This window comes from Flavobacterium terrae, assembly GCF_900142035.1.
GTDB lineage: Bacteria > Bacteroidota > Bacteroidia > Flavobacteriales > Flavobacteriaceae > Flavobacterium > Flavobacterium terrae.
On sequence record NZ_FQZI01000001.1, the window covers coordinates 651,369 to 670,547 of the forward strand.

23 protein-coding genes are annotated in these 19,179 nt (G+C 31.3%); 7 read left to right on the plus strand and 16 right to left on the minus strand.

Annotation, left to right across the window (positions count from 1 at the left end):
• Positions 1–48: 48 nt before the first annotated feature.
• The 3 genes from BUC09_RS02940 (at position 49) to BUC09_RS02950 (ending at position 2,310) form a co-directional block, all read left to right on the plus strand.
• Positions 49–714 (plus strand): DUF4271 domain-containing protein, encoded by a 666-nt coding sequence (locus BUC09_RS02940; RefSeq protein WP_073308517.1) that lies wholly within the window; start codon positions 49–51, stop codon positions 712–714.
• 21 nt (positions 715–735) lie between these two features.
• Positions 736–1,485, plus strand: coding sequence for a uroporphyrinogen-III synthase (locus BUC09_RS02945; protein WP_073308518.1), 750 nt, complete (start codon positions 736–738; stop codon positions 1,483–1,485).
• Between the two features lie 66 nt (positions 1,486–1,551).
• Entirely contained in the window at positions 1,552–2,310 is a 759-nt protein-coding gene (locus tag BUC09_RS02950) for an enoyl-CoA hydratase/isomerase family protein (RefSeq protein WP_073308520.1), read from the plus strand.
• Between the two features lies 1 nt (position 2,311).
• Here the strand turns inward: BUC09_RS02950 and arfB are convergent, their stop codons facing one another.
• Genes arfB through BUC09_RS02970 form a run of 4 tightly spaced genes read right to left on the minus strand, consistent with a single transcriptional unit; the run spans position 2,312 to position 6,112 of the window.
• A complete protein-coding gene (gene arfB / locus BUC09_RS02955; protein WP_073308521.1) occupies positions 2,312–2,713 on the minus strand; it encodes an alternative ribosome rescue aminoacyl-tRNA hydrolase ArfB in 402 nt (133 codons plus the stop codon).
• A 2-nt stretch (positions 2,714–2,715) separates the two neighbouring features.
• Positions 2,716–4,818: a DUF4301 family protein gene (locus BUC09_RS02960; RefSeq protein ID WP_073308522.1), complete on the minus strand. Its 2,103-nt coding sequence runs from the start codon at positions 4,816–4,818 to the stop codon at positions 2,716–2,718.
• Positions 4,773–5,405 carry a nicotinamide riboside transporter PnuC gene (pnuC, locus tag BUC09_RS02965; protein WP_073308523.1) on the minus strand — a complete coding sequence of 211 codons (633 nt, stop codon included), beginning with the start codon at positions 5,403–5,405 and terminating at the stop codon, positions 4,773–4,775. Before pnuC ends, BUC09_RS02960 begins: the two co-directional genes overlap by 46 nt.
• A complete protein-coding gene (locus tag BUC09_RS02970) occupies positions 5,402–6,112 on the minus strand; it encodes a phosphoglycerol geranylgeranyltransferase (protein ID WP_073308524.1) in 711 nt (236 codons plus the stop codon). Before BUC09_RS02970 ends, pnuC begins: the two co-directional genes overlap by 4 nt.
• 154 nt (positions 6,113–6,266) lie before the next feature.
• Here BUC09_RS02970 and BUC09_RS02975 point away from each other — a divergent pair, with 154 nt between their 5' ends.
• Positions 6,267–6,554 carry a hypothetical protein gene (locus BUC09_RS02975; RefSeq protein WP_073308526.1) on the plus strand — a complete coding sequence of 96 codons (288 nt, stop codon included), beginning with the start codon at positions 6,267–6,269 and terminating at the stop codon, positions 6,552–6,554.
• 7 nt (positions 6,555–6,561) lie between these two features.
• Here BUC09_RS02975 and BUC09_RS02980 read toward each other — a convergent pair whose 3' ends face one another.
• Positions 6,562–7,191, minus strand: a complete 630-nt coding sequence (locus BUC09_RS02980) for a 4'-phosphopantetheinyl transferase family protein (RefSeq protein WP_073308528.1) — start codon at positions 7,189–7,191, stop codon at positions 6,562–6,564.
• A 137-nt stretch (positions 7,192–7,328) separates the two neighbouring features.
• On the opposite strand from BUC09_RS02980, the gene ahcY reads away from it, so the two are divergent.
• The gene (gene ahcY, locus BUC09_RS02990; protein ID WP_073308532.1) at positions 7,329–8,645 is read left to right on the plus strand and encodes an adenosylhomocysteinase; all 1,317 of its coding nucleotides are present in this window, start codon (positions 7,329–7,331) and stop codon (positions 8,643–8,645) included.
• Positions 8,646–8,699: 54 nt separating this feature from the next.
• Here ahcY and BUC09_RS02995 read toward each other — a convergent pair whose 3' ends face one another.
• Positions 8,700–9,098 (minus strand): hypothetical protein, encoded by a 399-nt coding sequence (locus BUC09_RS02995; protein WP_073308534.1) that lies wholly within the window; start codon positions 9,096–9,098, stop codon positions 8,700–8,702.
• On the minus strand, positions 9,079–9,669 hold the full coding sequence (locus BUC09_RS03000; protein WP_073309039.1) for an RNA polymerase sigma factor: 591 nt from the start codon (positions 9,667–9,669) through the stop codon (positions 9,079–9,081). The genes BUC09_RS02995 and BUC09_RS03000 overlap by 20 nt, the downstream gene beginning before the upstream one ends.
• 142 nt (positions 9,670–9,811) lie before the next feature.
• Between BUC09_RS03000 and BUC09_RS03005 the strand changes: the two genes are divergently transcribed.
• Together BUC09_RS03005 and BUC09_RS03010 are read left to right on the plus strand one after the other, a co-directional pair.
• Positions 9,812–10,156, plus strand: coding sequence for a DUF6249 domain-containing protein (locus BUC09_RS03005; RefSeq protein ID WP_073309041.1), 345 nt, complete (start codon positions 9,812–9,814; stop codon positions 10,154–10,156).
• A 65-nt stretch (positions 10,157–10,221) separates the two neighbouring features.
• Positions 10,222–12,477: a M1 family metallopeptidase gene (locus BUC09_RS03010; protein WP_073308536.1), complete on the plus strand. Its 2,256-nt coding sequence runs from the start codon at positions 10,222–10,224 to the stop codon at positions 12,475–12,477.
• A 74-nt stretch (positions 12,478–12,551) separates the two neighbouring features.
• On the opposite strand, the gene BUC09_RS03015 is transcribed toward BUC09_RS03010, so the two are convergent.
• The 9 genes from BUC09_RS03015 to BUC09_RS03055 all read right to left on the minus strand — a co-directional run bounded on the left by BUC09_RS03015 (position 12,552) and on the right by BUC09_RS03055 (position 19,105).
• Entirely contained in the window at positions 12,552–13,238 is a 687-nt protein-coding gene (locus BUC09_RS03015; RefSeq protein ID WP_073308538.1) for a hypothetical protein, read from the minus strand.
• Complete coding sequence (locus tag BUC09_RS03020) at positions 13,238–14,218, minus strand: LuxE/PaaK family acyltransferase (protein ID WP_073308540.1); 981 nt, start codon at positions 14,216–14,218, stop codon at positions 13,238–13,240. The genes BUC09_RS03015 and BUC09_RS03020 overlap by 1 nt, the downstream gene beginning before the upstream one ends.
• A gap of 49 nt (positions 14,219–14,267) precedes the next feature.
• Positions 14,268–14,648: a hypothetical protein gene (locus BUC09_RS03025; protein ID WP_073308543.1), complete on the minus strand. Its 381-nt coding sequence runs from the start codon at positions 14,646–14,648 to the stop codon at positions 14,268–14,270.
• Positions 14,649–14,874: 226 nt separating this feature from the next.
• Positions 14,875–15,201, minus strand: a complete 327-nt coding sequence (locus BUC09_RS03030) for a T9SS type A sorting domain-containing protein (protein WP_159432930.1) — start codon at positions 15,199–15,201, stop codon at positions 14,875–14,877.
• Positions 15,202–15,421: 220 nt separating this feature from the next.
• A complete protein-coding gene (locus BUC09_RS14735) occupies positions 15,422–15,742 on the minus strand; it encodes a T9SS type A sorting domain-containing protein (protein WP_084127068.1) in 321 nt (106 codons plus the stop codon).
• A 27-nt stretch (positions 15,743–15,769) separates the two neighbouring features.
• A complete protein-coding gene (locus BUC09_RS03040; protein WP_073308549.1) occupies positions 15,770–16,249 on the minus strand; it encodes a hypothetical protein in 480 nt (159 codons plus the stop codon).
• 155 nt (positions 16,250–16,404) lie between these two features.
• On the minus strand, positions 16,405–17,346 hold the full coding sequence (locus BUC09_RS03045) for a T9SS type A sorting domain-containing protein (protein WP_073308550.1): 942 nt from the start codon (positions 17,344–17,346) through the stop codon (positions 16,405–16,407).
• A gap of 94 nt (positions 17,347–17,440) precedes the next feature.
• Positions 17,441–17,782: a T9SS type A sorting domain-containing protein gene (locus BUC09_RS03050; protein WP_073308552.1), complete on the minus strand. Its 342-nt coding sequence runs from the start codon at positions 17,780–17,782 to the stop codon at positions 17,441–17,443.
• A gap of 162 nt (positions 17,783–17,944) precedes the next feature.
• Positions 17,945–19,105 (minus strand): hypothetical protein, encoded by a 1,161-nt coding sequence (locus BUC09_RS03055; RefSeq protein WP_073308554.1) that lies wholly within the window; start codon positions 19,103–19,105, stop codon positions 17,945–17,947.
• Positions 19,106–19,179: the final 74 nt, after the last annotated feature.

Consider the following 19,179-nt stretch of genomic DNA (forward strand, 5'->3'; position numbering starts at 1 on the left):
ATTATTTATAATTAAATAAGTGCTGTAAAAAATTTGTAATTTCGCGGTATGAATAAAATAGAGTTTATTCCGAGAATCGTTGAGAACAAAGACTGGATAACAATAGTTTTTATTGTTGCTGTTGGTCTTGTGGCTATTACAAAAGCTGCTTTTGAAAATAGATTTGTTGATTTTGTGAATTTAATCGCAAACAATAAATACATCAAAATGTATAAAGACCCTAGTAACTTGATGAGTTGGTTTACAATTTTGTTGTTTTTTGTTCAATTAATTTCCTTTTCTTTCTTTGTTCAATTGGTGTTAACTTACTTTGGTTATACCACAAAAACCAATTGGATTACGTTTATTCAAATTTTTACTTTTTTAACTTTTTTTGTTTTATCTAAGTTTTTAGTTGAAAAAATTATTGCAGCTTCATTTAATGTTGAGCCCTTTATTGAACAGTTTAATTTGTTCAAAGTGAGTTATAGAACGTATGTAGGATTAATGTTGCTTCCAGTGAATATTATGTTGTATTATACAGATTTGATGAATTCTTACGTAATTATTGTTGTTTTGATTGTATTATTGATAATTAACTCAATAACTTACCTTGTTTCATTGAAAAATTATCAAAACGTATTACTTGATAAGTTGTTTTATTTTATTTTATATATTTGCGCTCTGGAAATAGCACCGTATTACTTTATGTATTATGTTATTACAAATAGGTAATATTTTTTGAAAATGCCCAATATGAAAGTGAAAACAATTTTAGTTTCGCAACCAGAGCCAAAGGTTGAAAATTCGCCTTATTTTGACTTGCAAAATAAGCACAAAGTAAAAGTTGATTTCAGACCCTTTATTCATGTTGAAGGAGTTCCTGCAAAAGAGGTTAGAGCTCAAAAAATTGACTTAAACAATTACACTGCAATTATTTTAACTAGTAAAAATTCGGTAGATCATTTTTTTAGAGTAGCTGAAGAAATGAGATATAAAGTGCCTGAAGATTTACGTTATTTTTGTCAATCAGAAGCAATTGCTTACTATTTGCAAAAATATGTAGTATATAGAAAGCGCAAGATATATGTTGGTCAAAAAGATTTTGCTGATATGTCTTCACTTTTTAAAAAATATAAAGACGAGAAGTTTTTATTACCAGCTTCTGATCAGTTGAATGCAGATATACCACAAACATTAAATAATCTGAAATTAGACTGGACACCAGGTATTTTTTACAAAACCGTAATGAGTGATTTGTCTGATTTAAAAGATGTTTATTACGATGTTTTAGCTTTTTTTAGCCCAACTGGTATAAAATCATTGTTCAAAAATTTTCCTGAATTTAAACAAAATAATACACGTATTGCTGTTTTTGGAAGTACAACTCAAAAAGAAGCACTGGATCATGGATTAAGAGTTGATATAATGGCGCCAACGCCAGAAGCTCCATCTATGACTATGGCTTTAGAGAAATATGTTGCAGAAGTGAATAAAGCAAAATAACAGTTATATAAAAATAAAAAATCCCGATAATTCGGGATTTTTTATTTTTGCATCAAATTAAATAATATGTCTACAACAGGAACAATTCAAACTAATATAGAGAATAAAATTGCAAGAGTAACTTTTAGTCATCCAGCAAGTAATTCCTTTCCAAGTAATCAATTACAGGTATTAACAGATGAACTAAATTCATTAAGTAATAATGATGAAGTTACTGTTGTAGTTTTGCAAAGTGAAGGAACTGGAGCATTCTGTGCAGGCGCTTCTTTTGATGAATTACTAGCGGTAAACGATTTAGAAACTGGAAGACAATTTTTTAGTGGATTTGCTAACGTGATAAATGCAATGCGTTCGTGTAAAAAAATTATTGTAGGTAGAATTCATGGTAAAGCTGTTGGAGGAGGAGTAGGGTTAGCATCTGCTTGTGATTATGCTTTTGCTTCAGAAATGGCATCCATTAAGCTTTCTGAAATTGCCATTGGAATAGGTCCTTTTGTGATTGAACCAGCGGTTTCTAGAAAAATCGGAAAATCAGCATTGGCTGAAATGACTCTTGCGCCAACAGAATGGAAATCTGCGCAATGGGCTTTTAATCATAAACTTTATGCTCAGTTATTTAGTAGTGTTGTAGAAATGGATGAGGCTTTAGAAAAGTTTGTGTCTCAATTAGCTACTTATAACCCAGATGCTTTGAGTGAATTTAAAAAAGTGTTGTGGGAAGGTGCAGAAAGCTGGGATGAATTATTGTATGAGAGAGCCGCTATTTCGGGCAAACTTGTACTTTCAGATTTTACAAAAGAAGCTTTAAATGCATTTAAAAAATAAACTAGAAATCTAATTTTTTTCGGTTGTTTTTGATTTCAGAATTAGATTTTTTTTCTTTAAGTCTTTTTTCAATAACACTTTTAGGAACTTTGGTTTTTTTTCTTGGTTTTGGTTTTATCAGAGCTTTTTCTAGAATATCAATAAATCGTTTTGTTACTATCTCTTTGTTTTTCAATTGACTTCTATCTTCGTCACAATTGAGAATTAAAACGAATTCAGTAGTAAGCTTGCTGTTTAGTTTTTGTTTGATAATTTCTTTTTCTTCATCATTTAATCCTTGAGATTCTTCAATAGAAAATGACAAGACAACTTTGCTGGAAACTTTGTTTACATTTTGTCCTCCAGCACCACTACTTCGAACCGCTTTGTATTGTACTTCTGATAAAATAATTTCTCTTTCCACTATTAATTGGGTTGATGAGGTGTTTTTAGTAAGTCATTTACTGTTTTAACGGGATTAAAAGTTTCTAAAGGCACTTCTACAAATAACGTTATCCAATTTGCCATACTTCCGTTCCATAAGCCTGGTAATTCATAAGCCTTGTAAGTTTCTCCGTTTTTACTTTTTTCAACAACAAAACCAGTCTCAGGGTTTGTGAATTCAAGTAAATTAAATTTTTCGCCTTTAAAATTTTTTATTCCACATACTAAATCTACTGGGTTAAAATGTGTAGACGAATTAAAAAAATCTTTTTGCTGCTTATTTTTTAAATCAATTTGAGCTGATTCAACTATTTGAAGAGTAATGTTTCCTTTGTTGTCTTTAACCCAAAAAGGTCCTCCTCCAGGTTCGTTTTCATTTTTTACCATTCCGCAAACGCGAATAGGACGATTTAAAAATTGGTATAAAATTTTAACTTGGCTTTGTTCTTTAAATTCATCAAAATCTGAGTTTATTTTAATATAAAGCTCATTCGTTACAAAGGTTTTAATCTCTTCGATTTTTTCGGCACTAACATTTATACTTTCTAGCAAATTTAGATAGGTGAATACCTTTTCTTGAATAGTTATTAAGATACCAGCTAATGCTTTTTTATAAAATGAAATTGCTTCAATATTATTATGGCTTACGTTGTCAATGTTTTTTATAAAAATTATGTCGGCCTTTCTGTTATTCAAATTATAAAGAAGTGCTCCATGACCACCTGGCCTAAAAATAATTTCTCCAACACTATTTTTTAAAATAGTGCCATCTTCATTAATAGCAATCGAATCTGTTGAGGTTTCTTGAAAAGAATATGACCAATCTATTTTTTTGTTAAAAGCACGTGTGTTTTTTTCTATTTCATTTTTGAAAAGTGAAGTATGTTCTTCAGAAATTGTAAAATGAATTTTTGCGCTATTTAGATTTGATGCATAAGTATTTGCTTCTTTAAAATGTTCTGTAATTGGTGTTGCTATAGAATCATTATATATATGGAATGGTAAAACTGCTTTTGGTTTATTTATAAAATTAAAATGTTTGTTTTCTAAAATAGTTTTTATAAACCAATAGTTTTTTTTGTCTCTTGTTAAGGTGCTAAAATCTTCAATATTCTCTTTTAAGAACTGATCAACCTCTTTGAAAAAAGGAAATTTTTCCATTGCTACAATAAAAGTCTCTAAGGCTTGGTTGCTAGATCGATTTATGTAAGCATTTATAGTTTCGTTTTCAACATCAAAATCCGATAAAAAATCCGAAAGGAATTTAAACATTCTACTTGCTGCACCAGAGGCAGGAACAAATTTTTCGATTTCAAAACGTGATAATTTTTTATCAAATTGAGAAATAAAAGATTCAAATTGAGAAGTAGAGAATTGCAAAATTCCATTTCCAATTGAAGCCGATTCTTCTAGTTTAATTTTGCTTACACCTTTTTTAATAGAATTAATTTGATGGAAGATTAAATCGAAGTTTTTTTTTTGATTGTAAAGCTCTACAAATTCATGACTAGTTAATCCTAATTCTAAAGCTTTTTGTAAATCATTTACAATTTTTGAAGCTTTTTCTAAACGCTCAACTTTACTTCCGTTTATTTGAATATAAGGTTTATTATAGTCAATTAGATTTTGTTTGAAAACATCAAAAGAGCTGTCTCTGTATTCTTGGCTATCTCGTAAACCATCCGCTTCCCAAGGAACATCTTTGTCTGTTAAAAAATATAAATCGTAGTGATGTAATCTTGCTGCTTCTTCAAGTTCTTCAGAACATTGATTATAATAGATGTCTGAGTATACTTTGGTTACTAAGGCATTCGTATCGCAAAATAAGAAATTTGTTGCTGTTTTGAGCGCTTCGTTTTCTAATGCAGTTTGTCCAATAGCGATAGGTAGTAAATCTTTCTCTTCACAATCACGACCTTCTTTAATTTTAATGTTTTCGAGAAAATCACGAGCAAATTCCGGAATCCAAACAGTATTAAAATGTTCTGCTAACTGATGAGCAAGTGTGGTTTTACCAGTGCTTTCAGGTCCGTAAGTAGTTATTCTAAGAATATTTGTTTGTTTTTGTCTAAGATTTTCTTCCATTCTAGATAAGCTAATATCGCTAATATTGTGAAAATTACATATTGGAGTGCAAAGATATAAAGTTCTCGGTACCAAAAGATAGGAACAACTAATAAATCACCCAATATCCATAACGTCCAGTTTTCAATTTTCTTTAATGCCATATACCACATTGCAGTAAAAAATACAGATGTAGTAAATATATCTATCCAGTTGTTGGGTTTTATACTAACTCCAAAAATGGTGTATATTACAATGCAAACTAATCCAGTTAGAACAAACATGCCAAAGCCAATGAGTTTTTCTTTGTTATTGGTTCTTGAAATATGTAAATTGTCTTGAGTTGAAGTATCATATTTTGTCCACTTATACCATCCAAAAACACTCATTATTGTATAGTAAATATTGATGCTCATATCGGCCAGATATTCCGCTTTAAACATAACATAAACAGTAAGAACCGTTGCTATTATGCCAGTTGGGAATACTAAAAAACTTTCCTTTTTAGCATACCATACGCTTAAAATGCCGAATATGAATGCAATTGACTCTAGCCAAATTTGCCAAGAAGGGATATTTTGATATTGTGATAAAATTTGTTCGATCATTTGTTAAAAAAATTTACATCATTCTCAAATGCAGTGCCAATAACTACCAAATCTGCACCAGCTTTGAAAGCATTTTCGATAGCTTCTTTAGAACGAATTCCTCCGCCTACTATTAATGGTATGCTTGTGTTCTGAGATATTTTTCGAATCATTTCGGTAGGAATCGATTTATCAGCGCCACTTCCGGCTTCCAGATAAATTAGTTTTTTTCCCAAATACTCCCCCGCTTTTGCCGTCTTATAGACTAAGTCTAAATTATCTCTTTCGATAGGGATGGTTTGACTTACACGCTGCACAGCTGTTTCTTTTCCGCCATCAATTAAAATGTAACCAGTTGGAATAATTTCAAGATTTGAATTGTTTAAAATTTCTACAGAATTTATATGATGTTCAATTAAATATTCTGGATTCCGGCCCGATAATAAGCTTAAAAAAAGCAAACCATCTGCATGATGAGAAATTTGTGAGGGATGCCCAGGAAAAATCAGTATAGGTAATGCTGTGTGAGATTTTAGTTCAAGAATAAAATCATCCATGACATTTTCTGCAACAATGCTACCTCCAATAAAAATATGTGTTGCTGGTGATTGTTTTATTTTGTCTGCAAGCGATTGAATTTGAGCCAAACTTATCTTGTCGGGATCAATTAGTATTGCTAGTAATTTTTGCTGTTCTTTTTTAGCCAATATGATTTTTTGGTAAATCATTTGTTTTTCTTAAAGTGTTGTAAAAATAGTTTTTTTGAATTGATTTTTTTCAGAAACAAAGAATATACTGGTAAAATACTTTTTTGATTATGATTTTTATCATGTTAATACTCAATTTCCAGTAGTAATTTTGACTTATAAATTATTAGAAATCATGACAGTATATCAAAAAACATTTCAAAACTTCGAAGAAGGATATTTAGGTTTTACCACTTTAGCAATCATTGGTCAAAGTTGCTTAGGAGGTGCCGCAGCAATGTATATTTTACAAAATGGAATTTCATTGCTACAAATGATTCAACTAGCATTAGTGGTGTTAGCATCTAGTTTTGTAAACGGAGCTATTTTATCACAACAAAAACATAAGTTAGTTTTTAATTTGATCATTGCTAGTGTAGTAATTAGTGTTTTAGCAATTTTGATAAATACTACTATTTTATAGAGTCAAGTTATTTTGATTGCAGAGCACAAACTAGAATATAATTTTCAGCCTCTTCAAAACAAATGTCAAATTTCTCTATACTGGTATTAAAATGCAATTCAGCACTACACTTTTTATCAGATAGTAAAAAAGGTTTTTCAAAAATGTGATCTGGAAAGCTAATTCCAACTTCATTTTTTACTTTAAAAATTGCCTCCTTGGTCCCCCAGATTACGGTGGCTTTTTTCATTTTGTCTAATTCTGAAAGATTTTCCAGATGCCACATTTCCATAAATCGAGGGGCAATTCGAAGCACTTTTTCTTTTACTTGTTCAATATCAATACCAATGTTTTCATCACTTATAGCAATAGCTGAAAAATCAAAAGAATGAGAAATTGAGATGTGTTTACCGTCTTTTAAATGAGGCTTACCAAATTCATCATAAACTAAGTCAAAATCATTGTAGCCACAATGTTGAAGAAGCATTCTTACACTTAAAAAGCCTTTTTGATGACTTTCAGATTTCATGCCTTCTATTCTTTTTAAAGATGTCTCTTTCATTTTAACATTGGCAAACAAATCATCGTAATCTTCGGTTATTTTCCAAAGAAAAATGCTTGTTGAGTCATTGATGTTGTATGTTTTAAAAAGTGGCATTAGGTATTTTGTTGTTTTTCAAAAGATTAGAAACTTAAACAAATCACAAAATAAGCAAAATGATTTAGGAAATAAAAAGGAAATGCTTAATTTTGCTGTCCGAAATTATTCGAATAATAAAACAAATATAGAAATAGATGAGTACAACGACAATTCCATTTGTGGCTTATAAGGTAAAAGATATCAACCTTGCAGCTTGGGGAAGAAAAGAAATCGAATTAGCTGAGGCTGAAATGCCAGGTTTAATGGCGCTTCGTGCTGAGTATGGTGCAAGCCAACCGCTAAAAGGAGCTCGTATTGCAGGATGTTTACACATGACGATTCAAACTGCGGTTTTAATAGAAACATTAATTGCTTTAGGAGCTGAGGTTACTTGGTCTTCTTGTAATATTTTTTCAACTCAAGATCAAGCTGCTGCTGCTATTGCTGCAGCGGGAATTCAAGTATATGCTTGGAAAGGTCTTGATGAAGAATCTTTTGACTGGTGTATTGAGCAAACATTATTCTTTGGTGAAGATAGAAAACCATTGAATATGATCTTAGATGATGGTGGGGATTTAACTAACATGGTTTTTGATCGTTACCCAGAATTAATTCCTGGTATCAAAGGTTTATCTGAAGAAACTACTACAGGTGTTCACCGTTTATACGAAAGAATGAAAAACGGAACGTTATTCATGCCAGCTATTAACGTAAACGATTCTGTTACTAAATCGAAATTTGATAACAAATACGGTTGTAAAGAATCTGCAGTAGATGCTATTCGTCGTGCTACTGATGTAATGTTAGCAGGTAAGAGAGTTGTGGTGTGTGGATATGGAGATGTAGGTAAAGGTACTGCTGCTTCTTTCCGTGGTGCAGGTTCTATTGTAACAGTTACTGAAATTGATCCAATTTGTGCTTTACAAGCTGCAATGGACGGATTTGAAGTAAAAAAATTAGATACAGTTGTTGGTAATGCTGATATCGTAATCACTACTACAGGTAATAAAGATATCGTTGTTGGAAGACATTTCGAAGCGATGAAAGATAAAACTATCGTATGTAACATTGGTCACTTCGATAACGAAATCGATATGGCTTGGTTAAACAAAAACCATGGTTCAACTAAAACAGAAGTAAAACCTCAAGTTGATATTTACAACGTAAATGGTAAAGACATCATTATCTTAGCTGAAGGTCGTTTAGTAAACTTAGGTTGTGCTACAGGTCATCCATCTTTTGTAATGTCTAACTCATTCACTAACCAGACATTGGCTCAAATTGAATTATGGACTAACTCTGCAGCTTATAAAAACGAAGTGTATATGTTACCTAAACATTTAGATGAAAAAGTAGCTGCATTACACTTAGCTAAATTAGGAGTTGAATTGGAAACATTAAACAATGAGCAAGCTGCTTATATTGGTGTTGAAGTTCAAGGGCCATTCAAGCCTGAGTACTATAGATATTAATCAATAGCATTTATAAACAAAAAAGCCTCTCAAAAATTGAGAGGCTTTTTTGTTTTAGTTTCTATTTGCAAAATGATTTCGTAAATAATAGACTTGAAGTAGTAGCATTATTGTTCCTACTACAGTACTATAAGTTGTTATTGTTGAAAAATTGAGCATTTGTGAGAATTTGTTTTTATAAATAACACTAAAATCTATTGGTAAGGTCCATTTTTCTGAGATAGAGGCATTACTAAATACAGCATAAATAACTATTCCAATTACTATACTAAGTATAATAAAAGATGTTTGTTTTGATAGCAATGGCTTGTAAGTAAAAACGGAGTCCTTTTTACTTTCCAATACTTGATTCATGACTTTTGATGTGAAATCAAACGAAGGAGCTTCCAAAGTTTGATCTTTCATCATTTTGTCAATTAATTTTTCTATATGTTTATCTTCGTTCGTATTCATAATAATCCAGCATTTCGGGTTCTAAACGTTTCTTTAAAATAGTCGCTAGTTTTTTTCGGGTTCTAAATAATTTAATTTTGACATTGTCAGTGCTTATATTCACAACCTTAGCAACTTCTTCAATCGATTTATCATCAAAATAGTACAAGGTTAGTAAAAAAGCTTCGTCACTTGGTAATTCTTCCAAACAATCTTGAATCGCTCGATTTCTTTCTTTTTCATCTATATTGTCTAAAATTCCTTCAAGTTTTTTAGTTTGATGTTCACTAAAATCTTCAATATAGGCAACATTGTTTTGCTTCTTTTTTTTCTTTAAAGCATCTAAACAAGTATTGTAAGTTACTTTGTAAACCCATGTTGAAAATTTAGATTCTCCCTTAAACTTACTCAAGGAGTTAAAAACTTTTATAAAAGTGTCTTGTGCAATTTCTTCCGCTTCTTCCTTATTGTTGAGCATTTTTAGTGCCAAAGTATAGACCATATCTTTATAACGATCTACTAAAGTGGCAAAACTATTCGTGTTGCCATTTAGGATTAAATTAATATAATGTTGGTCTTCTATAAAAGTCATACACTGGTAAGACGATAAAAAGTATAAAGCGGTTACAATTTTATCAAAAAAATATTTTTTTATTTTTTTTGTAACCAAAATGAAAGTCGAGTCGTCATAGCTTATGAACATATCAATCAATATTAATTTAAATCAATCAATCATGTTAGGAGACATTTTAATTCCAATGAGTTTTTTCTTAGCCGTTTTCGGTGTATTTTATCTTTATTTGTCAACACGTAATAGAGAACGTTTGGCTTTAATAGAAAAAGGAGTAGATGCCAGTATTTTTATGTCGGGCGGAAAATCAAAATCTTCTTTTCACAAAGTAATTCTTTTAAACTTTGCTTTGTTGTTAATGGGTATAGGAGTGGGAACTTTTATAGCATTACTTTTAACTACTTATACGTCATTAAATCAAGATGGTATTTATCCAGCAACTATTTTTACTATGGCAGGAGTTTCTTTGTTTGTAGGATTTAATATGACAAAAAAAATGGATGAGTAAATTTCTCATTTTTTAATCAATTCGTTTTGTAATTTAGTAGAAACGATAATCATCAATCAAAAATCATGAACAAACAAATTATTACAATTGTATCCTTATTGACTTTTTCAATAGGAACAACAAGCTTGCAGGCTCAATCACAGCCTGCAAATTCTGTATCTAAGTATAGTTATTACGATGCTTTCTCGCCTGGTTTTTACAGTAAAAACGGAACAGAAATTCGTTCGGCTAGTGGACAACCTGGTGCGAAGTATTGGCAAAATAAGGCTGACTATCAGTTGATGGCCATTTTAGACGAAAAGAAGAATGAAGTTTCGGGTACAGAGATTTTAACTTATACAAACAATAGTCCTGATAAGTTATCATTCTTATGGATGAATGTGGATCAGAATTTATTTAAAAATGATTCTCGTGGTGAGTTGATAGTTTCAGTTTCAGGAAGCCGTAATGGAGATAAAGGACAGGTTTTTGATGGTGGACATAAAATAAAATTTATTAAACTAATTTCTGATCAAAATGGAAAATTTACAGAGAGAGACTTAAAGTTCGAAATCATAGATACTAGGATGCAGATTTTTCTTCCCGAAGAACTGAGACCGAATGGTGGAAAAATAAAATTAAAAATAGATTTCTCATTTATATCTCCCAATTATGGTTCTGATAGAATGGGTGTGTTAGAAACCAAGAATGGTAAAATATTTTCTGTAGCCCAATGGTATCCTAGAATGTGTGTGTACGACGATATAAAGGGTTGGAATTCATTACCTTATTTAGGAGCGGGTGAGTTTTATCTGGAATATGGAGATTTTGATGTAAAAATTACTGCTCCTTCCAATCATATTGTAGTGAGTTCAGGTGAATTAATTAATTCTGAACAAGTATATACAGCAGAACAACAAAAAAGATGGAAGTTAGCGGCTCAAAGTGATAAAACAGTAACTATTCGCTCTGCGGAAGAAGTTTTAAAGCAAGATTCAAGACCTGCTGCAACAGGAACTCTAACTTGGCATTTTAAAATTAAAAATTCTAGAGATGTTTCATGGGCGTCATCTTCATCTTTTGTTTTAGATGCTGCAAAAATAAATTTACCTAGTGGTAAAAAATCTTTAGCTATATCAGCTTATCCATCAGAAAGTGCTGGTCAAGAGGCGTGGGGTAGATCAACGGAATATACTAAATCTTCGATTGAAAATTATTCTAAAAGATGGTTCGAGTATCCTTATCCAACAGCTGTTAATGTTGCCACTAATGCTGGTGGCATGGAGTATCCAGGAATTGTTTTTTGTGACTGGAAAGCAACTGGTGAAGATCTGTGGGGAGTAACTGATCATGAATTTGGCCATACATGGTTCCCTATGATAGTTGGTTCTAATGAACGTTTGTTTGCTTGGATGGATGAGGGGTTAAACTCATTTGTTAATATTTTAAGCTCTTACGATTTTAATAATGGTGAGTATAAAGTGAATCCAAGAGATATGCAGAGAGTAGGCGGATTTTTAACTGGAACAGATTTAGAACCCATTATGACTGCTCCTGATGGAATGAAGGAGCAAAATATAGGTCCTTTAGCCTATATGAAACCGTCTTTAGGTTTGAAAATGTTACGCGATCAGGTTTTAGGTTCTGAACGTTTTGATAGAGCCTTGCGAATTTATGTAGAACGTTGGGCTTTTAAACATCCTACACCTGATGATTTCTTTAGAACAATAGAAAATGTTTCGGGCGAAGATTTGAACTGGTTCTGGCGTGGTTGGTTTGTAAACAATTGGAAGCTGGATCAAGGAATAACTAAAATTAAATATTTAAAAAACAATCCAGCTAATGGGGCTTTGGTTTCAATAGTTAATTTAGAAAAAATGGCGATGCCTGTAATTTTAGAAGTAAAAACAAAATCAGGAGCAGTAAGTCGTGTGAAATTACCGGTTGAGGTATGGCAAAGAAACATAGATTGGAAATTTAAATTAGATACTAAAGAAGAAATAGCATCAATTACTTTAGATCCTGATCATGTTTTTCCAGATGTTAATCCATCTAACAATGTTTGGGAAAATGGGAAAAGCGAGTTAGAAAAAGAACCTTCTTTAACTGCTTATGTAGGTAAGTTCTCAAGTAAACAAATACCAATAAAAATTACTCTTACTGATGAAGATGGATTGCTTGTGGGTACTCCTAACAATGGGCAAGGAGCATTGAATTTTGAATCTGCGGGTAAAGATAAATTTGTTTCTGTGCGAGCAGGTGTAGAGCTACAATTTAATGAGTCTAAAAGTGAATTTACGGCTAATATGGGAGGACAAAGCTTTTTGTTTACTAGAAATTAAAATCTATTAAGAAGATTTGAACTTTAAAAGCTCTTATTGAATAATAAGGGCTTTCATTTATGGTTTAAAGAATTTTAATTCAAAAATATTTCAAATTTTTCTGAAGTGTAGTTTCCTTCGATAAAGTTATCGTTATCAATAATTCTTTTTTTATCTTCACCAATAAAGTATTTTTCGAAGGGTTTCTTTAACAAATAAATCGAAAAATCTAAATAGTATTTTGAGTTTTCATCTAAATAATATTCTTCATCCAAAAAAGTAATATGTCTAAGTTTATTCCAGTTTAAGTCATAACTCATCGCGCAGACCTCGCCTGGTTTTAAAGTCATTACTTGAGATAGCAATTGCTTTTTCCTGTAATCTAAAGTATAATCGGAAGTGTTTTCATATGATTGAGCTTCTTTCATCATTGCCTCAACTTCTGCTTGAAATTCTTTTTCCTGTTTTTCTTTTTCAATTGGATTTAATTCTTTTGGTTTATTAAAAATTGGAACGTTAATTGTATTTTCGTCTTGAAAAAATCTGTAAATAACTGCATTCGACAGTGAGCCATATGTATTGCACACAATCTTATTCTTGTTAAGAAAAAAAGAAATTTCTTCAGAGGAAGCGTTTTTTACAGTATAGTTTATCTGATAGATGTATTCTGTTTTGAATTTATTTTCCGTTCTATTTATTGAAGTGATTTTGAATTCTAATTTATTTTGACCAAAACAAAATGATACAACACAAAGTTGTATAAGTAAAAAGAAGTTTCTCATTAAAGTACCATTAAATTACATCCACGAATGTCTGAATTATCAAACCTTCCAAGAACTTCAAAAGAGTTGTTTCCTAGAGTTTTTCCCAAATCTTGAGTCGCGATGAAAGAGCAAGAATTAATATTGGCCAAATCAATTACATTAATTCCTCCAGTTTTGCCTTCTTTTACATATGTGAGAGCATCTTCTGGGTCGCGAACCAATATTTGCATCCAAGAAGGGCATTCAAATACGCCATCGCCAAGAGAATAGGCCTGGGATAACAATTCGGTCATGCCGTATTCAGAATGGATTTCAGAGACGCCAAATCCTTTGCATAGCATATCGTGTAATTCTTCTCGTATAATTTCTTTACGACGACCTTTCATTCCACCTGTTTCCATAATGATGGTGTTTTTTAGTTGGAAAGATTGTTTTTCGACTAAATCCAATAAAGCATAAGTTACTCCGATAAGAATTATGTTTTGGCCTTCGTTATCAAGTTTTATTAACTTTTTGATGAGTTCATCATAGTTGTTCAGGTAAAAACCACTTTCAGGATTGTTAGTTAGTTGAATTAAATCATCTACCATGTGAATTAAAGAGGAGCCTTCGCGTTCCAAGTAGGATGGGAGCAATGCCAAAACTGCATAATCTTCTATGTTCCCATAAAATTGACGAAAAGCTAATCTATAACTTTCTTCATAAAATTCTAAATCAGTGACATGATGTTTACTGGTACTCATTCCAGTTGTTCCACTACTGGTAAAAGTAGTTTGAATAGGATTTTTTGTACTTAAAATAGAATGGCTTTTAAAGAACTGTATTGGGAGAAAAGGAATGTCTTCAATGCGTTTCACATTGCTTTTATCCTTTTTTAGTAAACTACAAAAGTCTCTATAAACTATATTGTTGTCGTATTGGAAACGAAATACTTTGAGAGTGATTTTCTCAAATTCTTTTTTAGAACCAATCTGAAATATATCTGAGGTTGAAAACATATTTCAAAAGTAGTTAAAAAAAAAGTCCTGCAAAAGCAGGACCATTTTGTTACTCGATATTGTAATCTAGAATTTCTGTTTTTCCATTTTCGATTACTTTTATTTTGTAGTTCCCTTTTTTGAATTTTTTTAAATAGATAGGATCACCAATCGTAGTTGTTGAAAATACTTCTTGGTTTTCATTATTGTAAATAATTACGTTTTTTTCTGTATAGTTTTCAGAAACTATGTATAGTAGCTTACCAAATTTTTTTGAATCTTGATTTACTACGCTTAATCCTGTTATACCTTTTTTAGGTTCGTTTTTTCTAACAGGAATTGTATCAATAATAGTTTGTTTAACTGGATTAATTGAATTCTCTTCAATGTTGTTTGAAGCAAAAGAAATTAATGATTGTAAAGTTATTAGTAAAGCAAATAGATTTTTCATGACTTAGTTTGTTATTTATTTCTTGGTCAAAACTATGGTGAATTATTCGCTAGGTTTAATTTTTTCGATATTCTATTCTTTTTTTCGATAAACTGTAAATTGGATATGATTTAGTGTAGATTTAATAAAATAGAATATCACTAATTTTAGTGAGTTTTTTAGAGGAAAAACACAGAAACAAAAAAACCTTACTAAAAGTAAGGCTTGATTTTCTTGGTTTATTTTATTATTCTATAGTGATTTCTCTAGTGTCAGTTTTGTCTCCTTCCACAATTTCCATAGTGTATGTTCCTCTTCTTAGCTTTGACAAGTTAATAGGTGTCCCTACTGTTTTTTTAGAATATACTTTTTTGCCATCTTCGTTATAAAAAGAAACATTTTTTTCTGAATAAGAATCTGATATCACATATACTTGATTCCCAAATTTTGAAGAATGTCTAGTCATAACTTTTAACCCATGAATGTTAGTGGTGTTTGTAACGTCGTTATCAACCACTGCCGATTCATTTTTTGAAATTTCACTTGTTTCATTAACTGTTAAGTTGCTTTTCATTATTTCATTGGCACAACCAGTTAAACACAGGAGTAATAAAAAATAAATAGTTTTCATAATTTTATTTTCAAATAATCGACCATAAACAAATATATTAAAATGAATTTATTTAAGTGTTCAATTTTCGATTAATTTGATTGAGAATAATAAGTAAATAGTTTTTTGTAAGTAAAGTGTTATAACAAAAATAAAAGAATAATTGTTAGATACTTTTTGCTGTTTAGTTAATAACAATTTTTCTGGTTACTGTTTTTTCTTCTTCCGTAATTTTTACAACATACACTCCTTTGTTTACGTTTGAAAGGTTAACGCTGTTATTTATTGTTTTTCCTTTATAAACCGATTTGCCCAAAACATTAAATAACTCTATAGACTTTTCAGATGTATTGTTGCTTTCAATATGTAACACTTCTTTAACCGGATTTGGATATAACTTTAAACCAGCTATTTGATTTTGTGAAGTACTTAGTGTGTTGTATGAAAAAGTAACAGTGTCTATATTCCAATATCCGTTGTTGCCATTGTACCCTCCACCTTGAATAGATTGATATGCTGAGTTAGCAGGTGGTTAAAAAATAGATACTATTCTAAAGGCAAAATTAGGGTTGTTATCACAAGAAGCTGGAAGTGTTATCGATTTTAAGCCAAAAGCTGTGGTTAAGTCACCGTTGTTATTGTTTAAAATAGTCCAATTAGAACCTCCGTTTGTAGAATACTCATATTGCTGCCATCTTGATGACTGATTATGACCATTTACATAGAAGCTTACAGTTATTCCGTTATAACCAGCTGTACTGGTGTTAAATCGAAATCCTGCTGATCCAGAATTAGAAGTATCGTTAGGAAAGTTTTTTATGCTATAAGCAAGTCCAGTTGAGCCACTAGGGAATGAAGTATTAGCTGGATTTGTGCCTCCTATAATACTCATTGTGCCAGTTCCTGTTGATGGTGTTGTGACATTTTCAAATGTCCATTGTGTGAGTGTGGTTTGAGCTTGAGTAAAGCCACAAAATGTTGCCACTAAAAATAAAGTGTAAAGTTTCCTCATAGTTAAGTTGTTTATATTATTCCATTTTAGTTAAAGTAAAAATAGAGACTATGATTTCCACTTTTTAATATTATAGATGAATGGTAAAAAAATCTGTTGAAAAACAAAAAAGCCTGACTAATAGCCAGGCTTTTTATATTCTTAAGAAGTTGAAATTACTCAATAACTACTTTTCTTGTTGCAGTTTTTCCTTCTTCCGTAATCTTTGCAACATAAACACCTTTACTTAAAGATGAAATATTTACTGTATTGTTAACTACTTTAGTGTTTAAAACTGATTTACCTAACACATCAAATAATTCAACTTGTTTTGCACCAAAACTATCTGAAGTAACATATAGTGTGTTTTTAGCTGGGTTAGGGTATACTTTTAATCCTGCAATGTTGTTTTGAGAGATACTTAAAGTTGAAGATGTAGCTCTAAAAGCAAAGTTGTCAATTGCTAGTAAAGAGTCGTTTCCAAGAGCATTATCATCTAGCCATTTTATCCATAAAGTAGCGCCATTGTTCCAAGGAGTTGTGCTTATGTTAACCGTTCCGTTTAAATTTGACTGATTAGCTGGTAAATCTCCATCAACTTGTACAGAAGAAGTTGTAGATGTTAAAATTTCATTAATGTTCAAAGAAGTAGCAGGGCTCCAAGTTCCGTTATCTAAACCAGTCGCATCTAAACTGTAAGAAAATGCCATTGACTCATTAACAGTTTCGGCAGAACCTGTTCTCCACTGTTTTACTAATGCAGTAATGTTGAATTCAGTTACAATTCCTCCTGTATTGTTTACAAAAGACATTCCAAACGCTGGAAAAGTTGAATTTGATGATATTGATCCTAATGATCTGTCGTTTGACCCTGTATTGCCTGCATTATAGATGGTTCCAGTATTTGCTGATCCATTTGATGCTTGCATAGTGAGTACTTGATTTGCTGTTCCAGTCCCACCTCCTCTTATTGCATTCCAATTAGTAGGGAAAGCGGTTCCTGTCGCTCCCATTCCATCAAAATTTTCGTTGTAAGGAGTGTTAAGTGCTGAAATAGAACCTTGTCCAAACGAAATTGCAGTAGCTAACATAGCCCCTATAAAGTAAATTTTTTTCATTGTTTTTTGTTTTAAATTGGACAACAAATATAACAAGTAATTTCTTTTAAATAAAAGAATGTATGTAAATAAATTATTAAAAAAGTAGTAGTAACTACTTAATGATTAGTTTTCTAGTTGCTCGTAAGTCACCTTCTTTGATTTTGATAATGTATACACCAGGAGTTAATGAAGAAACATTTAGCTCTTTTGAGTTTATGGTTACTTGCATTACTTTTTTTCCTAGTACATCAAAGATTTCGATTTCTTTTGGTGCTAATGATTTTGATGAAATATAAACACGATCACCTCCCGTTGGGTTAGGATATATGTTTAGGTTTTCAAATGGTTGTTCTTGGAATTTAGAATTCAATGCAGAATCCTTACCTTCTTGAGCACTAATGCTCAATGAAAATAGGAATAATAAAGATGTAATATAAAAGTAGTTTTTCTTCATTGATTTCTTTAATAATGTAAAGATATAAAATTAATTTTTTGAAACTTATCTACTTAACAAATTATTTTCACTTAATAATGATTTTAAATATATCTATACGTAGTTTAAAAACAAAAAACCCTAAGTATTTAGCTTAGGGTTTTTTTATTGTTTTTATTTTTATTAGAAACCTACAGTCCAGCCTTGAGCCCATGTTGGTTTTGCAGTTCCGTTTCCAGCACCAGTAGCAGATGCATTAGTTGTGTAAGCACTAGTTGCGTTTGCTGTAGATTGAGTAATAACGTTGTCAAATTTTACGTTTTCTAATTTGATGTCACCACCTACGAAACTAGCAGATAAGTCTGGAGCAGATTGAACATCAATTCCAGTTCCCCAATTGCTTAATACTACATCATTTAAATATACCTTAGTTCCTACTCTTAACTTGATAGCTTGATTTTCTGAACCTGCACTATTACCTACTAAAGTTATTTTGTTAATGTGAGGGAAAGAAATAGGAGTTGCAGCTTGATTGTTTGAATTATTATCAGCTTCTATTCCACGGTTACCGTTATTTGTTCTTTTACCGTATAAGTACTCTACATTACCTGTCCAACCTTCTGTCCAGTCAAAAATATCGTCACCAGCAATTGATGTATCGTCATTGATTGAAACTAAATATTTTGCATTTACAGTTCCACCAAACCATTCAAAAGCATCATCAGATCCGTTGTATGATTGTACATATTCTACAACTGTACCAGATCCTACTCCAAAGAAAGAAACTGCATTAAATTCTTTGTCTGCTGAATAAAGGTAACCAGTATATTCTAAACGTAGATATTTGATTGATCCTGAGCTATCTGTATCATCGTTTCCTCCGTAAGTTAGACCAGATACTTCAGCTTGAGCTGTTGCTCCTTTGTTTATTTTAGCTTTTCCACAAATTACTAAGCCACCCCAAGATCCTGGTGCACTATTATCAGCAGTCATAACTACTGGTTCTGTAGAAGTTCCTTCAACAAATATTTTTCCTCCCTGTGCTACAACGATATAAGGAATAACTCCATTTGTTGTCGCAGTAGAACTTGCCATGATTTCAGTACCTTTTTTGATTGTTAAAGTAGCACCATTACCAACAATTAATGCTCCTGTTAAATCATAATCTCCATCAAGAACAATATTGTCTCCTGAAGGTATTTCTCCTTTTAGGTTTGTAGGATTTGCGACAAAGACATTTTGGTGCCCTGTATCTTCATTATCATCGTCGTTTGAACATGAAAAAGTTGAAACGATTGAGGCTGTTAAGATTGCTAAGCCTAAAATTTTTGAAAAGTTTTTCATTGGTTTTCTGAATTTTTTTTGTTGTTACAAATCTCTATATAAGTTGTTTATTTTGAGTTAAGTGGGTATGATGT